The 15,637-nt window shown below is 65.5% G+C and carries 12 protein-coding genes and 1 tRNA gene; 9 read left to right on the top strand and 4 right to left on the bottom strand.

The window, feature by feature from the left end:
- Window positions 1-43: 43 nt before the first annotated feature.
- The 3 genes from WM2015_RS12380 (at window position 44) to WM2015_RS12370 (ending at window position 4,488) form a co-directional block, all read left to right on the top strand.
- Complete coding sequence (locus WM2015_RS12380) at window positions 44-874, top strand: hypothetical protein (protein WP_049726339.1); 831 nt, start codon at window positions 44-46, stop codon at window positions 872-874.
- A gap of 56 nt (window positions 875-930) precedes the next feature.
- A complete protein-coding gene (locus WM2015_RS12375; protein ID WP_156201161.1) occupies window positions 931-1,704 on the top strand; it encodes a hypothetical protein in 774 nt (257 codons plus the stop codon).
- A gap of 69 nt (window positions 1,705-1,773) precedes the next feature.
- Window positions 1,774-4,488, top strand: a complete 2,715-nt coding sequence (locus tag WM2015_RS12370) for a Calx-beta domain-containing protein (RefSeq protein WP_049726337.1) — start codon at window positions 1,774-1,776, stop codon at window positions 4,486-4,488.
- Between the two features lie 90 nt (window positions 4,489-4,578).
- On the opposite strand, the gene WM2015_RS12365 is transcribed toward WM2015_RS12370, so the two are convergent.
- From WM2015_RS12365 to WM2015_RS12355, 3 genes are all read right to left on the bottom strand, one after another.
- Window positions 4,579-5,583: a hypothetical protein gene (locus WM2015_RS12365; protein ID WP_049726336.1), complete on the bottom strand. Its 1,005-nt coding sequence runs from the start codon at window positions 5,581-5,583 to the stop codon at window positions 4,579-4,581.
- Window positions 5,584-5,704: 121 nt separating this feature from the next.
- Window positions 5,705-6,418 carry an SDR family NAD(P)-dependent oxidoreductase gene (locus tag WM2015_RS12360; protein WP_049726335.1) on the bottom strand — a complete coding sequence of 238 codons (714 nt, stop codon included), beginning with the start codon at window positions 6,416-6,418 and terminating at the stop codon, window positions 5,705-5,707.
- 6 nt (window positions 6,419-6,424) lie between these two features.
- Entirely contained in the window at window positions 6,425-8,779 is a 2,355-nt protein-coding gene (locus tag WM2015_RS12355; protein WP_049726334.1) for a prolyl oligopeptidase family serine peptidase, read from the bottom strand.
- Between the two features lie 157 nt (window positions 8,780-8,936).
- On the opposite strand from WM2015_RS12355, the gene WM2015_RS12350 reads away from it, so the two are divergent.
- The 5 genes from WM2015_RS12350 (at window position 8,937) to rbfA (ending at window position 14,133) form a co-directional block, all read left to right on the top strand.
- A tRNA-Met gene (locus tag WM2015_RS12350) sits at window positions 8,937-9,013 on the top strand.
- A gap of 111 nt (window positions 9,014-9,124) precedes the next feature.
- The gene (gene rimP / locus WM2015_RS12345) at window positions 9,125-9,610 is read left to right on the top strand and encodes a ribosome maturation factor RimP (RefSeq protein WP_049726333.1); all 486 of its coding nucleotides are present in this window, start codon (window positions 9,125-9,127) and stop codon (window positions 9,608-9,610) included.
- A 53-nt stretch (window positions 9,611-9,663) separates the two neighbouring features.
- Complete coding sequence (gene nusA / locus WM2015_RS12340) at window positions 9,664-11,172, top strand: transcription termination factor NusA (protein WP_049726332.1); 1,509 nt, start codon at window positions 9,664-9,666, stop codon at window positions 11,170-11,172.
- A 37-nt stretch (window positions 11,173-11,209) separates the two neighbouring features.
- The gene (gene infB / locus WM2015_RS12335) at window positions 11,210-13,786 is read left to right on the top strand and encodes a translation initiation factor IF-2 (RefSeq protein ID WP_049726331.1); all 2,577 of its coding nucleotides are present in this window, start codon (window positions 11,210-11,212) and stop codon (window positions 13,784-13,786) included.
- Complete coding sequence (gene rbfA, locus WM2015_RS12330) at window positions 13,786-14,133, top strand: 30S ribosome-binding factor RbfA (RefSeq protein WP_049726330.1); 348 nt, start codon at window positions 13,786-13,788, stop codon at window positions 14,131-14,133. The genes infB and rbfA overlap by 1 nt, the downstream gene beginning before the upstream one ends.
- A gap of 226 nt (window positions 14,134-14,359) precedes the next feature.
- Here rbfA and WM2015_RS12325 read toward each other — a convergent pair whose 3' ends face one another.
- On the bottom strand, window positions 14,360-14,854 hold the full coding sequence (locus tag WM2015_RS12325) for a DUF456 domain-containing protein (RefSeq protein ID WP_049726329.1): 495 nt from the start codon (window positions 14,852-14,854) through the stop codon (window positions 14,360-14,362).
- Window positions 14,855-14,990: 136 nt separating this feature from the next.
- On the opposite strand from WM2015_RS12325, the gene WM2015_RS12320 reads away from it, so the two are divergent.
- The gene (locus WM2015_RS12320; protein WP_049726328.1) at window positions 14,991-15,593 is read left to right on the top strand and encodes a carboxymuconolactone decarboxylase family protein; all 603 of its coding nucleotides are present in this window, start codon (window positions 14,991-14,993) and stop codon (window positions 15,591-15,593) included.
- The last annotated feature ends 44 nt before the right edge of the window (window positions 15,594-15,637 follow it).

The raw sequence follows: 15,637 nt of genomic DNA, 5'->3' as shown, positions 1-15,637 counted from the left end.
CTTCCCGGTGCGGCAGCACCCCTGCATTCCAAGGAGACCCTCCATGAAACCCACCGTCTTGTTTCTGGCCGCGTTCCTGCTGCCCCTCATGTCCGCGTCCGCCCAGACCGGCGCGCTGGATCTGCGCCCCGAGCCGATCGCCGGCACCATCATGCAGCTGCCCCAGGGATGGCAACGCCAGATGGATGACAGTTCGCTGATCCTGACCGAATCGTCGGCAGAGAATTCGCCCGTACTGGCCCTGTTCGCCGTCGCGGGCACACCCGGTCAGGCGATCACGCCGGCGGCCCTGGCCGACGCGGTGCTGCAGCAGTTCGACCTGCCCGCCAATGGAATCCGTGCCGAGCTGATCGAGGAGCGGATGCACGGACCGGCCCTGTTCCGCCTGCATCGCCTGGTCAGCCCGAGCGACCGAGGCTACCTGGCCGCCTACACCCACACGGACCGGTCGACGGGGGTCCTGATGCACATGCTGTTCTCGGCGACGGAGCAGCGCTTTGCCGAACTGGGCGGGGTGATGCTGCCGCTGGTGGCCTTCGGCGGCATGGATGCTCGTCAACTGCAGGCGAGCAAGCCAGCCGCCGTTCCGCCGCCGATGGATTGCCGGCCCGGCGAGCGCCAGGACCAGTGCATGGCCCGGCAGTGGCTGGGTGCGTCGGCCAGCAGCGCGATCGCCCAGCCCTATGTCGACGCCTGCGGCAACGTCTGGGCCCAGGCCGGGACGCCCGAGCAGCGGGCCTGGGCCGAAGCCCAATGTCAGCAGTCCCTGGCCCTGGCCAGCCAGCTCTCGCAGATGAGCCACGAGTCGACCATGAGCATCCTCTACAACATGGACAGCGGCTGGTGCTACCGGGGCGAACCGGGGTGCGATTGACTCCGCTGATCACCGTGACCCCGTCTCTCGAATCGACCCCATTGGAAAACGCCAAGATGAAGAAAATCCTGATCGCTCTCGCTCTGATCGCAATGCTGGCGGTGGCCGCCGTCTCCGCCGCCCTGTTCCTGACTCGCGGACTGGTGGAACCCACCGACGCATTCTTCGCCGCCGTGCGCGATGGACGCAGCGACGAGGCCTGGTCGATGCTGTCGCAGGGCTTCCGCGATGGCACCGATCCGGCCGCGCTGGCGCGCTTCCTCGACCAGCAGCAGATGCGCCGGGTGCAGCGAGCCGAGTGGAATCGACGCGCCGTCGAGAACGGCCAGGGCCGCCTCGAGGGGGCGCTGGTGACGGACTCCGGCGGGCGCATTCCCGTCGCGATCGACCTGGTCGAGGAGGACGGGGAATGGCGGATCCATCGAATCGAGCGCAGCGCCGCCGGGCTGGTCGACGGAGGCCGTCCTGGGGCGCCCGACACGGACACGGCCGTCGCCCTGGTTCGATCCACCACCGGCCATTTCTTCGACGCACTCGCCGACGGCAGCATGGCGCGGTTCCACGCCGAGGCCTCGAGCCTGTGGCGGGCCCAGCATGCGGTCGCCGATCTCGACGGCGCCTACCGCGCCTTTCTCGGCCTGGATATCGACCTCGCCCCGCTGCGGGGCGCGGAACCCGTGCTCGAGGGCCTGCCCCGGATCGACGACGATGGCGTACTGCATCTGAACGCGCACCTGTCCAGCGAGCACGGACTGTTCCGCTTCGGTCTGCGCTACGTGCTCGAGAACGGTCGGTGGATGCCCCTGGGCCTGAACGTGCGCGTCGAGTAGTCGGTGCGATGCAAGTTCGCCGATTTCCTGACCTGCAATTCCAAAAAAACACTCCATGAGGATTGAAACATGAACGTGCGCGTCCCTGTCCGCGCTGGCCTGGCGCCTGCGGCTCGCCTGTCCATCGTCCTGCTGCTGCTCGTGACCGGTTCAGTCCGGGCGGCAGATATCGTCGTCAATACCGAGCGCGATGACCTGCCGCCGCTGAGCGACGGTCTCTGTTCCCTCGCCGAGGCGATCGAAAACTCCCGCGGTAATCGGCCCTTCGTCGACTGCGAAGGCGGTAGTGGTGGTGTCGATCGCATCCTGATCGAGCCGGGCCTCGGTCCGATCGAACTCGAATCGACCCTGGTGCTTCGCAACGGTGTGCAGATCATCGGGCCGGCGGATCGTCAACTCATCCGGCCGGCTCCCGGCATGACCGACAATCTGTTCCGCTTCGATCTGAACTCGCTCAGCGACAACGGGGAATATCTGTTCGAGAACCTGATCCTGGCCGATGCCCGACCCAGCTTCCCTCCGCCCTCCGGTGGCCCCTGCAACAATGGCGGCGGCGCGCTCTGCATCAAGCAGGACAGCTTCGGTCCGCGCGCCCTGGAGGTCGTGGCCCGCAATTCGATCTTCACGGAAAACCAGGCCCTGAACGACAACCCCGGCTTTGTCCTCGAAGGGGGCGGTGCGATCCACTGTGTCGGTCCCCTGGTCACCCTGAAGATCGAGGACAGCCTGTTTACAGGCAACGTTTCGGTGGGCGACAACGGCGGCGGCGCACTGTTCTCCAGCGGCTGTGACGTCATCGTGCGCCGCAGCAGTTTCGAACAGAATTCGGCCGGTCTGGGTGGTGCCGGTGGGGCGATCCACGTTCGACAGGCCAACCTGCTGATCTTCGACTCCCTGTTCGATCCAACGCTCGGCGCCGAGGCCGTGCGGCTGCAGGCCAGCAACGACGGCCATCTGTTCGTACTGGACAATTCCATGATTCTGGACACCCAGGGCAATGGCCTGCGTCTGGTCGGCCCGGTCGTCGGCTCGATCACCAATTCGACGATCGCGCGAAACAGCGCCGCTGGGCTGCGATTCGACGGCGCTGCGGGCAACGGCGCATCGCTGTCCATCGTCTCGAGCACCGTGGCCGACAACCTCGGCTCGGCCGGGACCGGCGGCATGGTGCTGATCGATGCGCAGACATCGATCGACAACAGTTCCATCATCGGTAACGAGACCCAGCTGGGCGCCGCTCAGGCCGCGTCCGGGATCGAGATCGAGGGCGGCAATCTGAGCTTGCGCAATACGGTGCTGTCCAACCTGGCCGCCGGTGAAGGCAACCTCTGGCGACGCAATGCGGCCCTGGTCAACCTGCGTCATAGCCTGCTGTCGCCGCCTGACACGGTCGGCGAAATCAATGGAGCCAACGAGAACAATGTCTTTGTCTCGCTCCCCTTCGGTCCACTTGCCGACCTGGGCTGCCGCCGGCCCGTCGGGTTTCCTGCCAATCCGGCGCCCGGATGCGTGCTGATGCGGCCGCACGGACCCTTCCAGACGCCCATCATCGACGTGGCCTCGCCGCTGGGCAATTCGGATCAGCGAGGCCAGGGCTTTGCGCGAGTTGTCGGCGGTGGGCAGGATATCGGCGCCTACGAACTGCAGGACCCGCTCGTCGAGTTCGAACCGGCGGCGGTCGTCCTGGCCGAAGGGACGGGCGGCTTCCGGACCTTCGCTTTCACGGTTCGTCGGCTGGGGCCGACCGATGGGACCACCCAGGCCCAGTGGGAAGTCTTCGGCCATGGCGCGGCACCGGTCGATGCGGCGGACTTCGATGACTCCGTACTGCCCTCGGGTACCGTGTTCTTCGACATCGGAGAACGCGAGCGGACGGTCGACATCGACGTCTTCGGCGATGGCAATGCCGAAGCCGATGAGGGCTTCCGTGTCGTGCTGCAGGGCATCACCGGCGGGCAGCCGGGGCTGGTGAACGAGGCCTTCGCCACGGTGCTGAACGACGATGCCCTGTTTCCCGTTCCCACCCTGTCCATCGTTCCGATCGGCAGCGACGGGGCCGAGGGTGATCTGTTCGTCTCCCCGTTTCGCTTTCTGGTCACTCGCACCCAGGACACGGAAGGCTTCTGCAGCTATCGTCTGAGCATCACCGGGACGGGGCTGGACCCGATCGAAGCCGAGGACCTGGGCGGCGAATGGACGCTGGGGACGACCGGTCCCACCTATCAGATGGGGCCCGGCGAGGTCAGCAACGAGATCGAGATTCTGATCGCCGGCGACAGCGAGGCCGAGGGCGACGAACAGTTTCTCGTCGAACTCGTCGAGGTGGTGGGCTGCTTCGTCAACCAGAACGCGGCGAGCGCCCCCGGCATCGTGCGCAACGATGACAGTCTCTTCTCGCTCCAGTCGATCAGCCCGATCCAGGACGAAGGCGACGCAGGTAGCACGGACTTCGAATTCCGCATCGAACGAAGCGGCTTCGTCGACAAGGCCGCGAGCGTGAGCTGGTCCGTGCTCGGCGCGGGATCGGCGCCGGCCGATGCTGCCGACTTTGCCGGCGCAATGCTGCCGCAAGGTCAGCTCGTCATGGGTCCCGGGGTCGTCAGCCTGCCCGTCCTGATCCGGGTCGCAGGTGACACGGAGGCAGAAAGCGACGAGGACTTCGCCATCCAGCTGGAAAGCCCTCGCAGTGGGGGATCGATCGACCCGCTGGCCGATTTCAGGATCGGCACGATCCTGAACGATGACGCCTTCGTGGATGCAATCTTCGCCGATCGCTTCGACTGAGTCCCCTTGCCATCCCGGCGGTTCGCGCCAGGGCATCGCTCCATGCCTCGTTGCATGGAGCGATGCTGGATTCGAAAGACGCGCTGACGGTCAACCCTGAGCGGGTGCGCCGCCCTGGGGCGGTTCGTCGCTCGGCTTGCTGGTCGAACCGTGGCTGCGGTCCCAGTCGCTGGCCTTGCTCTTCAGTTCGCCGAACTTCTTCGACATGCCGTCCAGCTTGCCCTCCCATTCCGGGTTGGCCTGCTGGCCTTCGGTCACCTTGAAGAAGACCTGCATCAGCGCGGTCATGCCGATCGGCTCGATCACGGCCTGCTTGATGCCCCAGGCCAGGACCACGGCGATGATCAGGGTCAGGGGTCCGGCCACGGCCGGCAGCAGGGAGACGATGGCCAGCACCGGGCCCAGCACCAGCAGGAAGACCAGGAAGGTCAGGCCCCAGATCACGAAGGCCAGGAAGAAGGCGTTCTTCAGGAAGGTCTTGTAGTTCTGTGCATACAGGACCAGCGCCGTTCGACTCGACTCCCAGGGGTTGGTCGAGCCGGTCTTGATGTTGTAGGCCAGGATCACCTCGTCCAGGTAGGTCAGGGACAGGTTGATCACCGTGTTGACGAACTTGGCGATGCCCTGCAGGCCGGGGATCGGGATGAAGTTGGTGATCGTGAAGAACACCCGGTTGAAGGTCTTGAGGACGGCCTTGATCAGCTGGTCGACACCGAACAGCACCGAGGATTCGGTGAAGCGTTCGCGCACGATCTTCTGGGCGTGGTCGATCTGGCCGCGGCCCTGGGGCAGCTCCTTGCCCTCGAGCAGTTCGACCAGGACGGCGATGTGGCCGGCCTTGACCATGTAGAGCAGGTATTCGCGCAGGAAGTAGGCGACGGCGGAGACCAGGCCGAAGCCGATGATGCCGCCCCACATCGAGAAGCCGGCCGGGTCCTCGGTGGCGATGCGACCGATGCCCCAGCCGACGCCGGCGCCCACGCCGGTGATGAGGATGTAGGTCAGGGTGATGGCGAAATAGATCAGAAAGCGGAAGACCAGGAAGGGCATGGTCTTGGCCATCAGGCCCAGCACTTGTCCGATTTTGAAGTCCATGGTGACTACTCCGAAGTGGATACTTGGTTTCAGACCCTTGCTACGAAAAAACGCCCTGGAACCGGCCAGGGCGTCGCAAACATTCCGCGTTCGGCTGGTCGGCCACGCCCGGGATGACGGCTCAGAGCTGCCGGACGTCGACGAAGCTTCCGGATTCGTGGTTCTCCCGAAGATCGCCGAGCAACTCGAGCAGGCGTGAGGCCGCGTCCTTCGGTGAGGGCATGGCCTCGGTGCCGCGCGCGTCCTTCAGCTTCTGTACCGACGGGAATTCCTCGCTGTCGACCTCGCCGCAGAGATAGTCCTGCATGCCCGTGTCGATCAGGCCGGGCGCATAGGCCAGCAGGTGCGTGTCCGGCATTTCCGGTGCGTAGAGCTGCATCAGATTGTTCAGCGCGGCCTTCGACATCGAATAGCCGCCCCAGCCGTAGTTCATGTTGACGGCGGCGCCTGAGGAGATCGCGATCACCTGGTCGACGGGAATCTGCTGCTCGATCAACCAGTCGAGGATCATCTTGTTGGCCCAGACGTTGACGCGCATCATGTGCTCGAGGTCATGCACATCGGTGTGGGAGATCTCCTGGATGCGTCCCAGGATGCCGGCGTTGAGGACCACCAGGTCGAGGCGCAGGCAGTCCGACAGCAGGGCCTGCAGCCCGTCGTCGAGTTGCTTCAGGTTGCCGAGGTCCTGGCGCCGGTCGCGCAAGGCATCTTCGTAGCGCGACTTGAGCGAACAGCCCCGTCGGCTCATGCCCCAGACCGTGGCGTCCTGTTCGAGCAGGGCTTCGGTCAGGGCCAGACCCAGGCCGCTGCTGTTGCCCGTGATGAACACGTTCATGTCGGATCATTCCTCCCCGATGGTGGTTTCGAACAGGGTCAGGATACGCTGATACTGGTCGCGCCAGCTGGTCGGACGGCGAAATCCGTGCCGCTCCAGCGGGTAGGAGGCCAGCTCCCAGCCGTCCTTTTCCAGGTCGATGAGCCGCTGGGCCAGGCGCACCACGTCCTGGTAGAAGACATTGTCATCGAGCATGCCATGGGTCATCAGCAGTCGGCCTTCCAGGCCTTCGGCGAACTCGATCGGCGAAGAACGGCTGTAGGCGTCCGGGTCGACGTCGGGCGTGTTGAGGATGTTCGAGGTGTAGAAATGGTTGTAATGCGCCCAGTCGCTGACCGGACGCAGCGCCGCGCCGGCCTGGAAGACCTCGGGAGCGCGGAACATGGCCATGAAGGTCATGAAGCCTCCGTAGGAGCCGCCGTACAGGCCGACGCGTTCCGGGTTGGCGTCATGATTGGCGACCAGCCAGTTCACGCCGTCGATCAGGTCCTCCAGCTCGGGCGTGCCCATCTGACGGTAAATGGCCGTGCGCCAGTCGCGTCCGTAGCCTTCGCTGGCCCGGAAATCCATGTCCAGAACGTGGTAGCCCCGCTCGGTCAGCAGGTTGTGGAACATCTGCTCGCGGAAGTAGTTCGGGTAACGCTGCCAGGTGTTCTGCAGGTAGCCGGCGCCGTGGACGAACAACACGACCGGATGTCCTCCTTCCGGCGTCGGCGTGCGGGCCGGGTAGAACTTGGCCCAGATGGTGCCGGCGCCGTGGCTGGACTCGACGCCGACGATTTCCGGCATCCGCCATTCGATCGCCCGGAAGGCCTCGCTGCGTGTGTCGGTCAGGCGTTCGATCTCACCGCCGTCGGCCGGCAGCAGGCCGACCTGCGGCGGCAGGTAGGACTCGGAGAAGCGGACCAGGATCTCGCCGTGGCCGGGCAGGACCTGGAAGGACTCGATGCCGCGATGCTGGCTCAGTCGCTCCAGTTCGCCATCGGCCAGGTCGAGGCGATAGAGGTCGTACTCGGTCGGGTGGCTGCGGTTCGACAGCATCCAGACCCGCTCCCCATCGTGGCGCCAGACCGGGTCCATGACTTCGAAGTCGCCGGCCGTCAGCGCCACGGCTTCGCCCTGGTCGGCGTCGACACGATAGAGATGGCTGTAACCGCTTTCCTCGGACAGCAGCCACAGTTCATCGTGCTCGCCGATCCAGCCGAACTCGTTGAAATTCCAGTTGATCCAGGCCTCGTCCGTCAGGCGATGACGGGGATTGAGTTCGCCTGCTTCGGGTCGCACCGTGGCCAGCCAGCGGTCCTTGTTGTCGATGGCCCGGAGCTGGATGGCCACGCGCTCCCCGGTAGGCTGCCACTGAAGGCCGGCGATGCGCACGGGCCTCGGGTTGTCGGCGTCGTGGGGCTCGATGCCCTGCTCGGCCTTCAGTTCGGCCAGCGGGTCCTGATCGATGCCGGGCAGGGCGCTCAGGTCGAGCTCTTCGATCTCCCGGTTCTCCAGATCGAGCATCCACAGGCGGTGGGGTGCCGGGGCCTTGCGCCCGACGCGCGTGCGCACGGTCTCGACCTCGATGTAGCCGTCGACGGTCACGTAGTGCGGCATCTGGCCGTCGCGCCCGTCGTCGTAGCCGGCCGGCTGCGTGACCAGCAGCAGCCAGCGGCCATCGGGGGACAGGCTGGAGGCCACCGGTGACAGGGTCCCGCCCAGGTACCAGGGGGCGGGGCCACGCGTCGGGTCCTCGGCGGCCGCCCGGCGGGCTTCCTGCCGTTCCACGCGGTCGCGCTCGACGTCCTCGCTCAGGCTGGAAAAGAGCCGCAGCTGCATCTGGGTCAGGGAATCATCGGACGCCTTGTCCGGATCCTCCTCGAAGCGCAGGTCCGCTACCGGCGCCGACAGGCCGCTGTCGAGATCGTGCAGGTACCAGTTGGCGCCCCGCAGGAAGCGAATGCGCTGGCCGTCGGCGCTGAAGCCGGGCTGCGAGTCGTTCTGTCCGTCGGCGGTCAGCTGCCTCGGGCCCTCGGCTCCGGGTTCGTGGAGAAACAGATTGCCGTTGCGAACGAACACGGCGCGACCCGAGGCGGCGTGGAACACCGGCTCGGCGCCGTCGATGCCCGCGTGATCGGCGTAATCGAGCAGACGATCGCGGTTGGCGTCCAGGTCGATCAGGCGGAGATCGCTGACGTCGGCGCCCTGACGCTCGACGCGGTAGACGATGCCAGAGCCGTCGAGCTGCCACCAGGCGGCTTCGACGGGCGGCCCGATCCACTCGGGGTCGGCCATGATCTGACGGAGGTCGGGCGTCTGGGCCAGGGCCAGAACGGGGCCAGCCAGGAGCAGCAGGGTTGCGAGCAATCGTTTCATGAGTCTGCAGTACCGTGAAATGAGCAAGGCCGGCAGGATAACCGGATCATCGTGTGGCCTGCATCCTTGTCCAGGGCAGGGCGTGGGGGAATTACATGCTTTTTTTGCAATCGCGGTTGACCTCTTTCGAGGCTCTGCCTATACTATGCAGCTCGATTGCGGGGTGGAGCAGTCTGGCAGCTCGTCGGGCTCATAACCCGAAGGTCGCAGGTTCGAATCCTGCCCCCGCTACCAGGTTTTCGAGAACAAGAGAAAAGCCCCTGGTCAAAGGGGCTTTTTTCGTTTTCAAGGGTCGCGCCCGGCCTGCTCCGTCGGACGCGCCCACCGACGGATGAGCGAGGACAGATGGCCGCCCAGGATCGGATCGAAGCATTGCTGGCACCCGTGGTCGAGGATCTCGGCTACGAGTTCGTCGGGCTGGAGTACTCTTCCAACCCGAAGAACCGGGTGCTGCGCATCTACATCGATCAGCCCGAGAAGGGCATCGACCTGGATGACTGCGAGACCGTCAGCCGCGAAGTGTCCGCCCTGCTCGACGTCGAAGAGCCGATCTCCGGCCAGTTCACGCTGGAAGTGTCTTCGCCGGGCGTTGAACGGCCATTGTTCACTGCCGAGCAGTTCTCGCGCTTCGTCGGCGAACAGGCCAAGGTCCAGATGCACGCGCCGGTCGACGGCCGGCGGCGCTTCAAGGGCACCATTCTCGGTGTCGACGGAGACACGGTTCGCCTCGAGGTCGAGGGCACGGAATGGTCGCTCGACGTGAATGCCATGGACAAGGCTCGCCTCGCGCCCGATCTGGACGCGCTGTTCGCGGGCGACGGCAAGGATTGAAACGGAGGCCGGCACGGCCGGTCGATGGACTGAATCAGCGGAAAGCTTCAAAGATGAACAAGGGCAAGGAAATACTGCAGGTCGCCGAAGCGGTGTCCAACGAGAAGGGTCTCGATCGCGAGATCATTTTCGAAGCGATCGAGGCGGCATTGGCCTCCGCGGCCAAGCGTCGGCACCCGGAAGACATCGATGTGCGTGTGGCGATCGATCGCGACACCGGCGACTACGAGGCTTTTCGGCGTTGGGAAGTGGTGCCTGACGAAGACGGCGAAGAGTTCGAGTTCGAGGACGAGGCGCATCAGATTCGCCTGAGCGATGCCCGCGAACACGATGCCGATCTGGAAGTCGGTGATTACATCGAAGAGTCGATGGAGCCCCCCGAGTTCGGTCGTATCGCCGCCCAGGCGGCCAAGCAGGTGATCGTCCAGCGTGTTCGTCAGGCCGAGCGCGAGCAGGTCGTCGAAGCCTACAAGGATCGCGTCGGCGAACTGGTGCACGGCAAGATCGAGCGCATGGAGCGCGGCGGCATCGTGCTCGACCTCGGTGAGAACGCCCGCGCCTACATTCCTTCCCGGCACACGATCCCGGGCGAGAACGCGCGCATGCACGATCGCCTGCGCGGTTACCTGTACGAAGTCCGCCCCGACCAGCGCGGTCCGCAGCTGTTCGTCAGCCGCACGATGCCGGAATTCCTGATCGAGTTGTTCAAGCTCGAAGTGCCGGAGATCGGCCAGGAGCTGATCGAGATCAAGGGCGCCGCCCGCGATCCCGGCCGCCGCGCCAAGATCGCCGTGCACGCTCTCGACGATCGCACCGACCCGATCGGCGCCTGCGTCGGCATGCGGGGATCGCGCGTCCAGGCCGTCTCCAACGAGCTGGCCGGAGAGCGCATCGACATCATCCTCTGGGACGAGAACCCGGCGCAGTTCGTCATCAACGCGATGGCGCCTGCGGAAGTCTCGTCGATCGTGGTCGATGAAGATTCGAAGAGCATGGACATCGCCGTCGAGGAAGACAACCTGTCGCAGGCCATCGGCCGCGGCGGCCAGAACGTGCGTCTGGCGGCCGAGCTGACCGGCTGGACCCTGAACGTGATGACCGTCGAGGAAGCCGAGGCCAAGAGCGAAAGCGAAGCCCGGCAGGTCCTCGAGATGTTCATGCAGAAGCTCGATGTGGATGAAGAGCTGGCCGGCATCCTGGTGCAGGAAGGTTTCACCAACATCGAAGAAGTGGCCTATGTGCCCGAGGCCGAGCTGCTGGCCATCGAGGAGTTCGACGAAGGCATCGTCGCCGAGTTGCGCCAGCGCGCTCGTGACGCCCTGCTGACCCAGATGATCGCCTCGGAAGAGCAGCTCGAAGAACACCGCCCGGAGCAGGACCTGCTGGACCTGGAGGGCATGACCGAAGCGATTGCCTTCCGACTGGCCGAGCAGGGCATCCGCACCCGTGACGATCTCGCCGAGTGCGCGGTCGACGAGCTGGAGGATGTGAAGGGTCTGGAGCCGGAGCAGGCTGCCGAGCTGATCATGAAGGCTCGTGCGCACTGGTTCGACGAAGAGTAAGCGTAGTTAAAACCGCCAAAGCAATAGGATTGATGTGATGTCGCAAGTCACCGTTTCACAACTGGCTGAAGTACTGGGCGTGACCCCCGATCGCCTGATTACCCAGCTGAACGACGCCGGGATCAAGGTCGATGATCCATCGGCGGCGGTGACCAATGAGGACAAGAAGAAGCTGCTCGCCTATCTGCGCACCAGCCACGGCAAGGGCGAGACCAGCGAAGACTCCAGCGGTCCGCGCAAGGTCACCCTGAAGCGCAAGACCGTGAGCGAACTCAAGGTGCCTGCCGGCGGTGCCGGCCGAGGCCCCCGTTCGCGCGGCGCGGCCCCGTCGCGCACGGTCAACGTCGAAGTGCGCAAGAAGCGCACCTACGTCAAGCGCGGCGCCATCGCCGAGCAGGAAATCTCCGATGCCGAGCGCGAGGAAGCAGCGCGGGCGCTGGAAGAGGCGCGCCTGGCTCGCGAACAGGCCGAACAGGCCGAGCGCGAGGAAGCCGAGCGTCGCAAGCAGGAAGCCGAAGAGCGCGAGAAGGCCGAGGCCGAAGAGCGCGCCCGCATGGAAGCCGAAGCCGAAGAGCGTCGCAAGGAAGAAGAAAAGCAGCGCGCGCTGGCGGAAGCTCAGGCCCGCGTCGAGGCCAAGGTGGCCCGCCAGGCCGCCGAGCGCGAAGCCGAACGCAAGCGTCGCGGTGGCGGCGGCAAGGAGCGCCCGGGTGCCGGGGATTCCAAGACCCGTTACGGCCGCGAAGAACTGCACGTCACACCGAAGAGCAAGCGTCGCAAGCCCAAGCGCAAGGGCCGCGTCAGCACCCAGCCGACGGAGCATGGCTTCCAGAAACCGACGGCGCCGGTCGTGCGGGTCGTCGACATTCCGGAAACGATTACCGTTGGCGAGCTCGCCAAGCTGCTGGCCGTCAAGGCCGGTGAGTTGATCAAGGCCCTGATGAACATGGGCTCGATGGTCACCATCAACCAGGCCCTGGATCAGGAAACCGCCATCCTGGTGGTCGAGGAGTTGGGTCACGAGGCCCGCGCTGCCCAGGCGCAGGACATCGAGCAGGAACTGGTCGCGGCCGACGACTCCGATGCCGGTGAGGAAATCACCCGTCCGCCGGTGGTGACCGTGATGGGTCACGTCGACCACGGCAAGACCTCGCTGCTCGACTACATCCGCCGCGCCAAGGTGGCCGCCGGCGAAGAAGGTGGCATTACCCAGCACATCGGTGCCTACCATGTCGAAACCGACAACGGTGTGGTCACCTTCCTCGACACGCCGGGCCACGCTGCCTTCACCTCGATGCGTGCTCGCGGCGCCCAGGCGACGGACATCGTCATCCTGGTGGTGGCCGCCGATGACGGCGTGATGCCGCAAACCAAGGAAGCCATCCAGCATGCCCGCGCCGCCGGTGTACCGCTGATCGTGGCCGTGAACAAGATCGACAAGCCGGACGCCGATCCCGATCGGGTCAAGTCCGAGCTGGCGGCCGAGGAAGTGGTTCCCGAGGACTGGGGTGGCGAAGAGATCTTCGTGCCCGTGTCCGCGCTGACCGGGGAAGGCATCGACGCCCTGCTCGACGCCGTGCTCGTCCAGGCCGAAGTGCTCGAACTCAAGGCCGTGCCGGAGCGCCGCTGCCGCGGCGTGGTCGTCGAGTCCGCCCTCGACAAGGGCCGTGGCCCGGTGGCGACGATCCTGGTTCAGGACGGCACGCTCAAGCGTGGTGACATGATTCTGGCCGGCACCGAATACGGTCGCGTTCGCGCCATGTTCGACGAGAACGGTCAGCCCATCGACGAGGCCGGCCCGTCGATCCCGGCCGAGGTGCTGGGTCTGTCCGGCGTGCCGAATGCCGGTGACGACGTGCTGGCGGTGGCCGACGAGCGCAAGGCGCGCGAAGCCGCCGATCAGCGCAAGCAGTCTGCACGCGAGGGCCGCCTGGCCGAAAAGCAGGCCGCCAAGCTGCAGAACCTGTTCGACCAGATGAGCGAGGGCGGCACGGGCGAGATCCAGAACGTCAACCTGGTCATCAAGGCCGACGTCCAGGGCTCGGTCGAAGCCCTGCGCGATGCGCTGACGCGCCTGTCCACCGACGAGATCAAGGTCAACGTGGTGGCTTCCGGCGTCGGTGGGATCACCGAATCGGACGCCAGCCTGGCTCAGGCTTCCGGTGCGATCATCATCGGCTTCAACGTGCGTGCCGACGCTTCGGCGCGCAAGATCATCCAGGAAGCCGATCTGGATCTGAACTACTACAGCGTGATCTACGACGCCATCGATGACGTCAAGAAGGCCATCAGCGGTCTGCTCGGTACCGAGGTCAAGGAACAGATCATCGGCCTGGCCGAGGTCAAGGACGTGTTCCGCTCCTCCAAGCTGGGTGCCATCGCCGGCTGTCTGGTGGTCGAAGGCGTGGTCAAGCGCGACAACCCGATCCGCGTCCTGCGCGACAACGTCGTCATCTTCGAGGGCGAGCTCGAGTCCCTGCGTCGCTTCAAGGATGACGTCAAGGAAGTGCAGGCCGGTACCGAATGCGGCATCGGCGTGAAGCAGTACAACGACGTCAAGCCGAACGACCAGATCGAGTGCTTCGAGCGGGTCGAAGTGCAGCGAACCCTCGACTGATGAGCGTCGCCCGCGCAGAACGAGTGGCCGGCCTGCTCCGTCGCGAGCTGGCCGATATCGTTCAGCACGAATTCGAGTACGACATCCCGCGCGGACTGATCAGCATCACCGACGTCGAGGTCGCTCGCGACCTCAGTCACTGCAAGGTCTACGTGGCCGTGCTCGAGATCGAGCAGGCCCCGGAAATCGTGGCCTTCCTCAACGAACACGCCGGCCAGGTCCGGCACGAGCTGGGCAAACGCATCCGCCTGCGCCTGACGCCCAGCCTCAAATTCCTGCACGACACCTCATCGGAAACCGGCCAGCGCATCGAGCAACTGCTGGCCGCCTCCCGCAAGCCGCGCTGAACCCCTCTTCGGGTTGCCGGAGATCTCCGCGAGATGGGCCTCCGATCGACACCCGGAACGTAGGTCGGGCCAGCGCAGGTTGGAGGCGTGGTGCGGTTGGCCGCGGGCCAGAAGCGCCGCGCCGGAGACCGCCCGCGCGTGCGCCCGACGGTCCATGCCTCAAGAATCTCCGTCAACCCGACGCAACCCTCATCCCCAGATCGATGCGCTCAAGTAGCCACGGCGCTCAGAACCACCATGCCAGCACGAACCAGACCAGCATCACCGCTGCGATGATGCCCTTGGCCACGGTGCCGACGACCACCCCGATCGTGGCGCCGACGCCGGCACGCATCGAGGCATCGAGATTGGCCTTGCTGGCCATGTGGCCCAGCATGGCGCCGACGAAGGGCCCCAGAAGGATGCCGGGGAGTCCGAAGAAGATGCCGACCAGCAGGCCCAGGGTGGCGCCGAGGATGGCGTGCCGCCCGGCGCCGAAACGCCGCGCGCCTTCGGCGGTGGCCAGAAAGTCGATGATCACCGAAAGCACGGCCAGGAAGCCCAGGCCCAGCAGGGTGGCGAGCCCGACGCTGGCAAATCCGTCGAGCCAGGCCATCAGCACCAGGCCGAACAGGATCACGGGCACGCCCGGCAGGGCGGGCAGGATGATCCCGGCCAGACCGATCAGCACCAGCAGCACCGCCAGCACCCAGCCGAGCACGACAAGCAGGTCGATGAGCATCGAAATCTCCGTTTCTTCGCCAGCCCGGATTATCTCAGATTGCTCGCTCTCGCCCCCGTGTTACTAGTCCCACCGCTTGAACTCGCCCGGGATATCTCCGATCCTTGGCCGTTTGCATCCAGGAGATCGAGCAACCATGGCACACATCGAGCCGCTGGCCCCCGAGACCACCCCGGAACTGGCCGACACCTTCCGCCACTTCGAATCCATCCTGGGCTTCGTGCCCAACTCCCTTCTGACCATGCAGCGCCGGCCGGCCATCGTGCGTGCCTTCGGCGAGCTGACGGCGGCCGTTATGGATCCGGAAGGCAGCGTCGAGCCCGGTTTCAAACGCCTGCTGGCTCATTTTTCCAGCCGTGCGGCCGGTTGCCAGTACTGCGAGGCCCACTCCCTGATTGCCGCCGGCATCAGCGGTGTGGCGCAGGACAAGGTCGATGCGATCTGGGAATACCAGACCAGTGAGCTCTATAGCGAAGCCGAACGGGCGGCGCTGGATTTTGCCCTGGCCGCCGGCAGCGTCCCGAATTCCGTCGACGAGGCGCTGATGGCTCGCCTGAAAAAGCACTGGAGCGAGGAGCAGATCGTCGAGCTCCTCGGCGCGGTCTGCCTGTACGGTTTCCTGAATCGCTGGAACGACTCGATGGCCACCGATCTCGAAGAGGCTCCGCGCCAGCTGGGCGACCGCCTGCTCCGGCAGGGCGGCTGGACCGGCGGCAAGCACGTCGGGGCTGGAGACTGAGGTGCTTGCCCGATCGTGATCGGGCGTGTTGGCCTAAAGTCGCT

It is taken from the genome of Wenzhouxiangella marina (assembly GCF_001187785.1).
GTDB classification, from domain to species: Bacteria; Pseudomonadota; Gammaproteobacteria; order Xanthomonadales; family Wenzhouxiangellaceae; genus Wenzhouxiangella; species Wenzhouxiangella marina.
This window is presented reverse-complemented; position numbering and strand designations above follow the sequence as displayed.

What these genes read in the sequence shown, in the direction of transcription:
- WM2015_RS12380 (WP_049726339.1), top strand. Translation starts at nt 44, where the DNA reads ATGAAACCCACCGTCTTGTTTCTGGCCGCGTTCCTGCTGCCCCTCATG.
- WM2015_RS12375 (WP_156201161.1), top strand. Translation starts at nt 931, where the DNA reads ATGAAGAAAATCCTGATCGCTCTCGCTCTGATCGCAATGCTGGCGGTG.
- WM2015_RS12370 (WP_049726337.1), top strand. Translation starts at nt 1,774, where the DNA reads ATGAACGTGCGCGTCCCTGTCCGCGCTGGCCTGGCGCCTGCGGCTCGC.
- WM2015_RS12365 (WP_049726336.1), bottom strand. Translation starts at nt 5,583, where the DNA reads ATGGACTTCAAAATCGGACAAGTGCTGGGCCTGATGGCCAAGACCATG.
- WM2015_RS12360 (WP_049726335.1), bottom strand. Translation starts at nt 6,418, where the DNA reads ATGAACGTGTTCATCACGGGCAACAGCAGCGGCCTGGGTCTGGCCCTG.
- WM2015_RS12355 (WP_049726334.1), bottom strand. Translation starts at nt 8,779, where the DNA reads ATGAAACGATTGCTCGCAACCCTGCTGCTCCTGGCTGGCCCCGTTCTG.
- rimP (WP_049726333.1), top strand. Translation starts at nt 9,125, where the DNA reads ATGGCCGCCCAGGATCGGATCGAAGCATTGCTGGCACCCGTGGTCGAG.
- nusA (WP_049726332.1), top strand. Translation starts at nt 9,664, where the DNA reads ATGAACAAGGGCAAGGAAATACTGCAGGTCGCCGAAGCGGTGTCCAAC.
- infB (WP_049726331.1), top strand. Translation starts at nt 11,210, where the DNA reads ATGTCGCAAGTCACCGTTTCACAACTGGCTGAAGTACTGGGCGTGACC.
- rbfA (WP_049726330.1), top strand. Translation starts at nt 13,786, where the DNA reads ATGAGCGTCGCCCGCGCAGAACGAGTGGCCGGCCTGCTCCGTCGCGAG.
- WM2015_RS12325 (WP_049726329.1), bottom strand. Translation starts at nt 14,854, where the DNA reads ATGCTCATCGACCTGCTTGTCGTGCTCGGCTGGGTGCTGGCGGTGCTG.
- WM2015_RS12320 (WP_049726328.1), top strand. Translation starts at nt 14,991, where the DNA reads ATGGCACACATCGAGCCGCTGGCCCCCGAGACCACCCCGGAACTGGCC.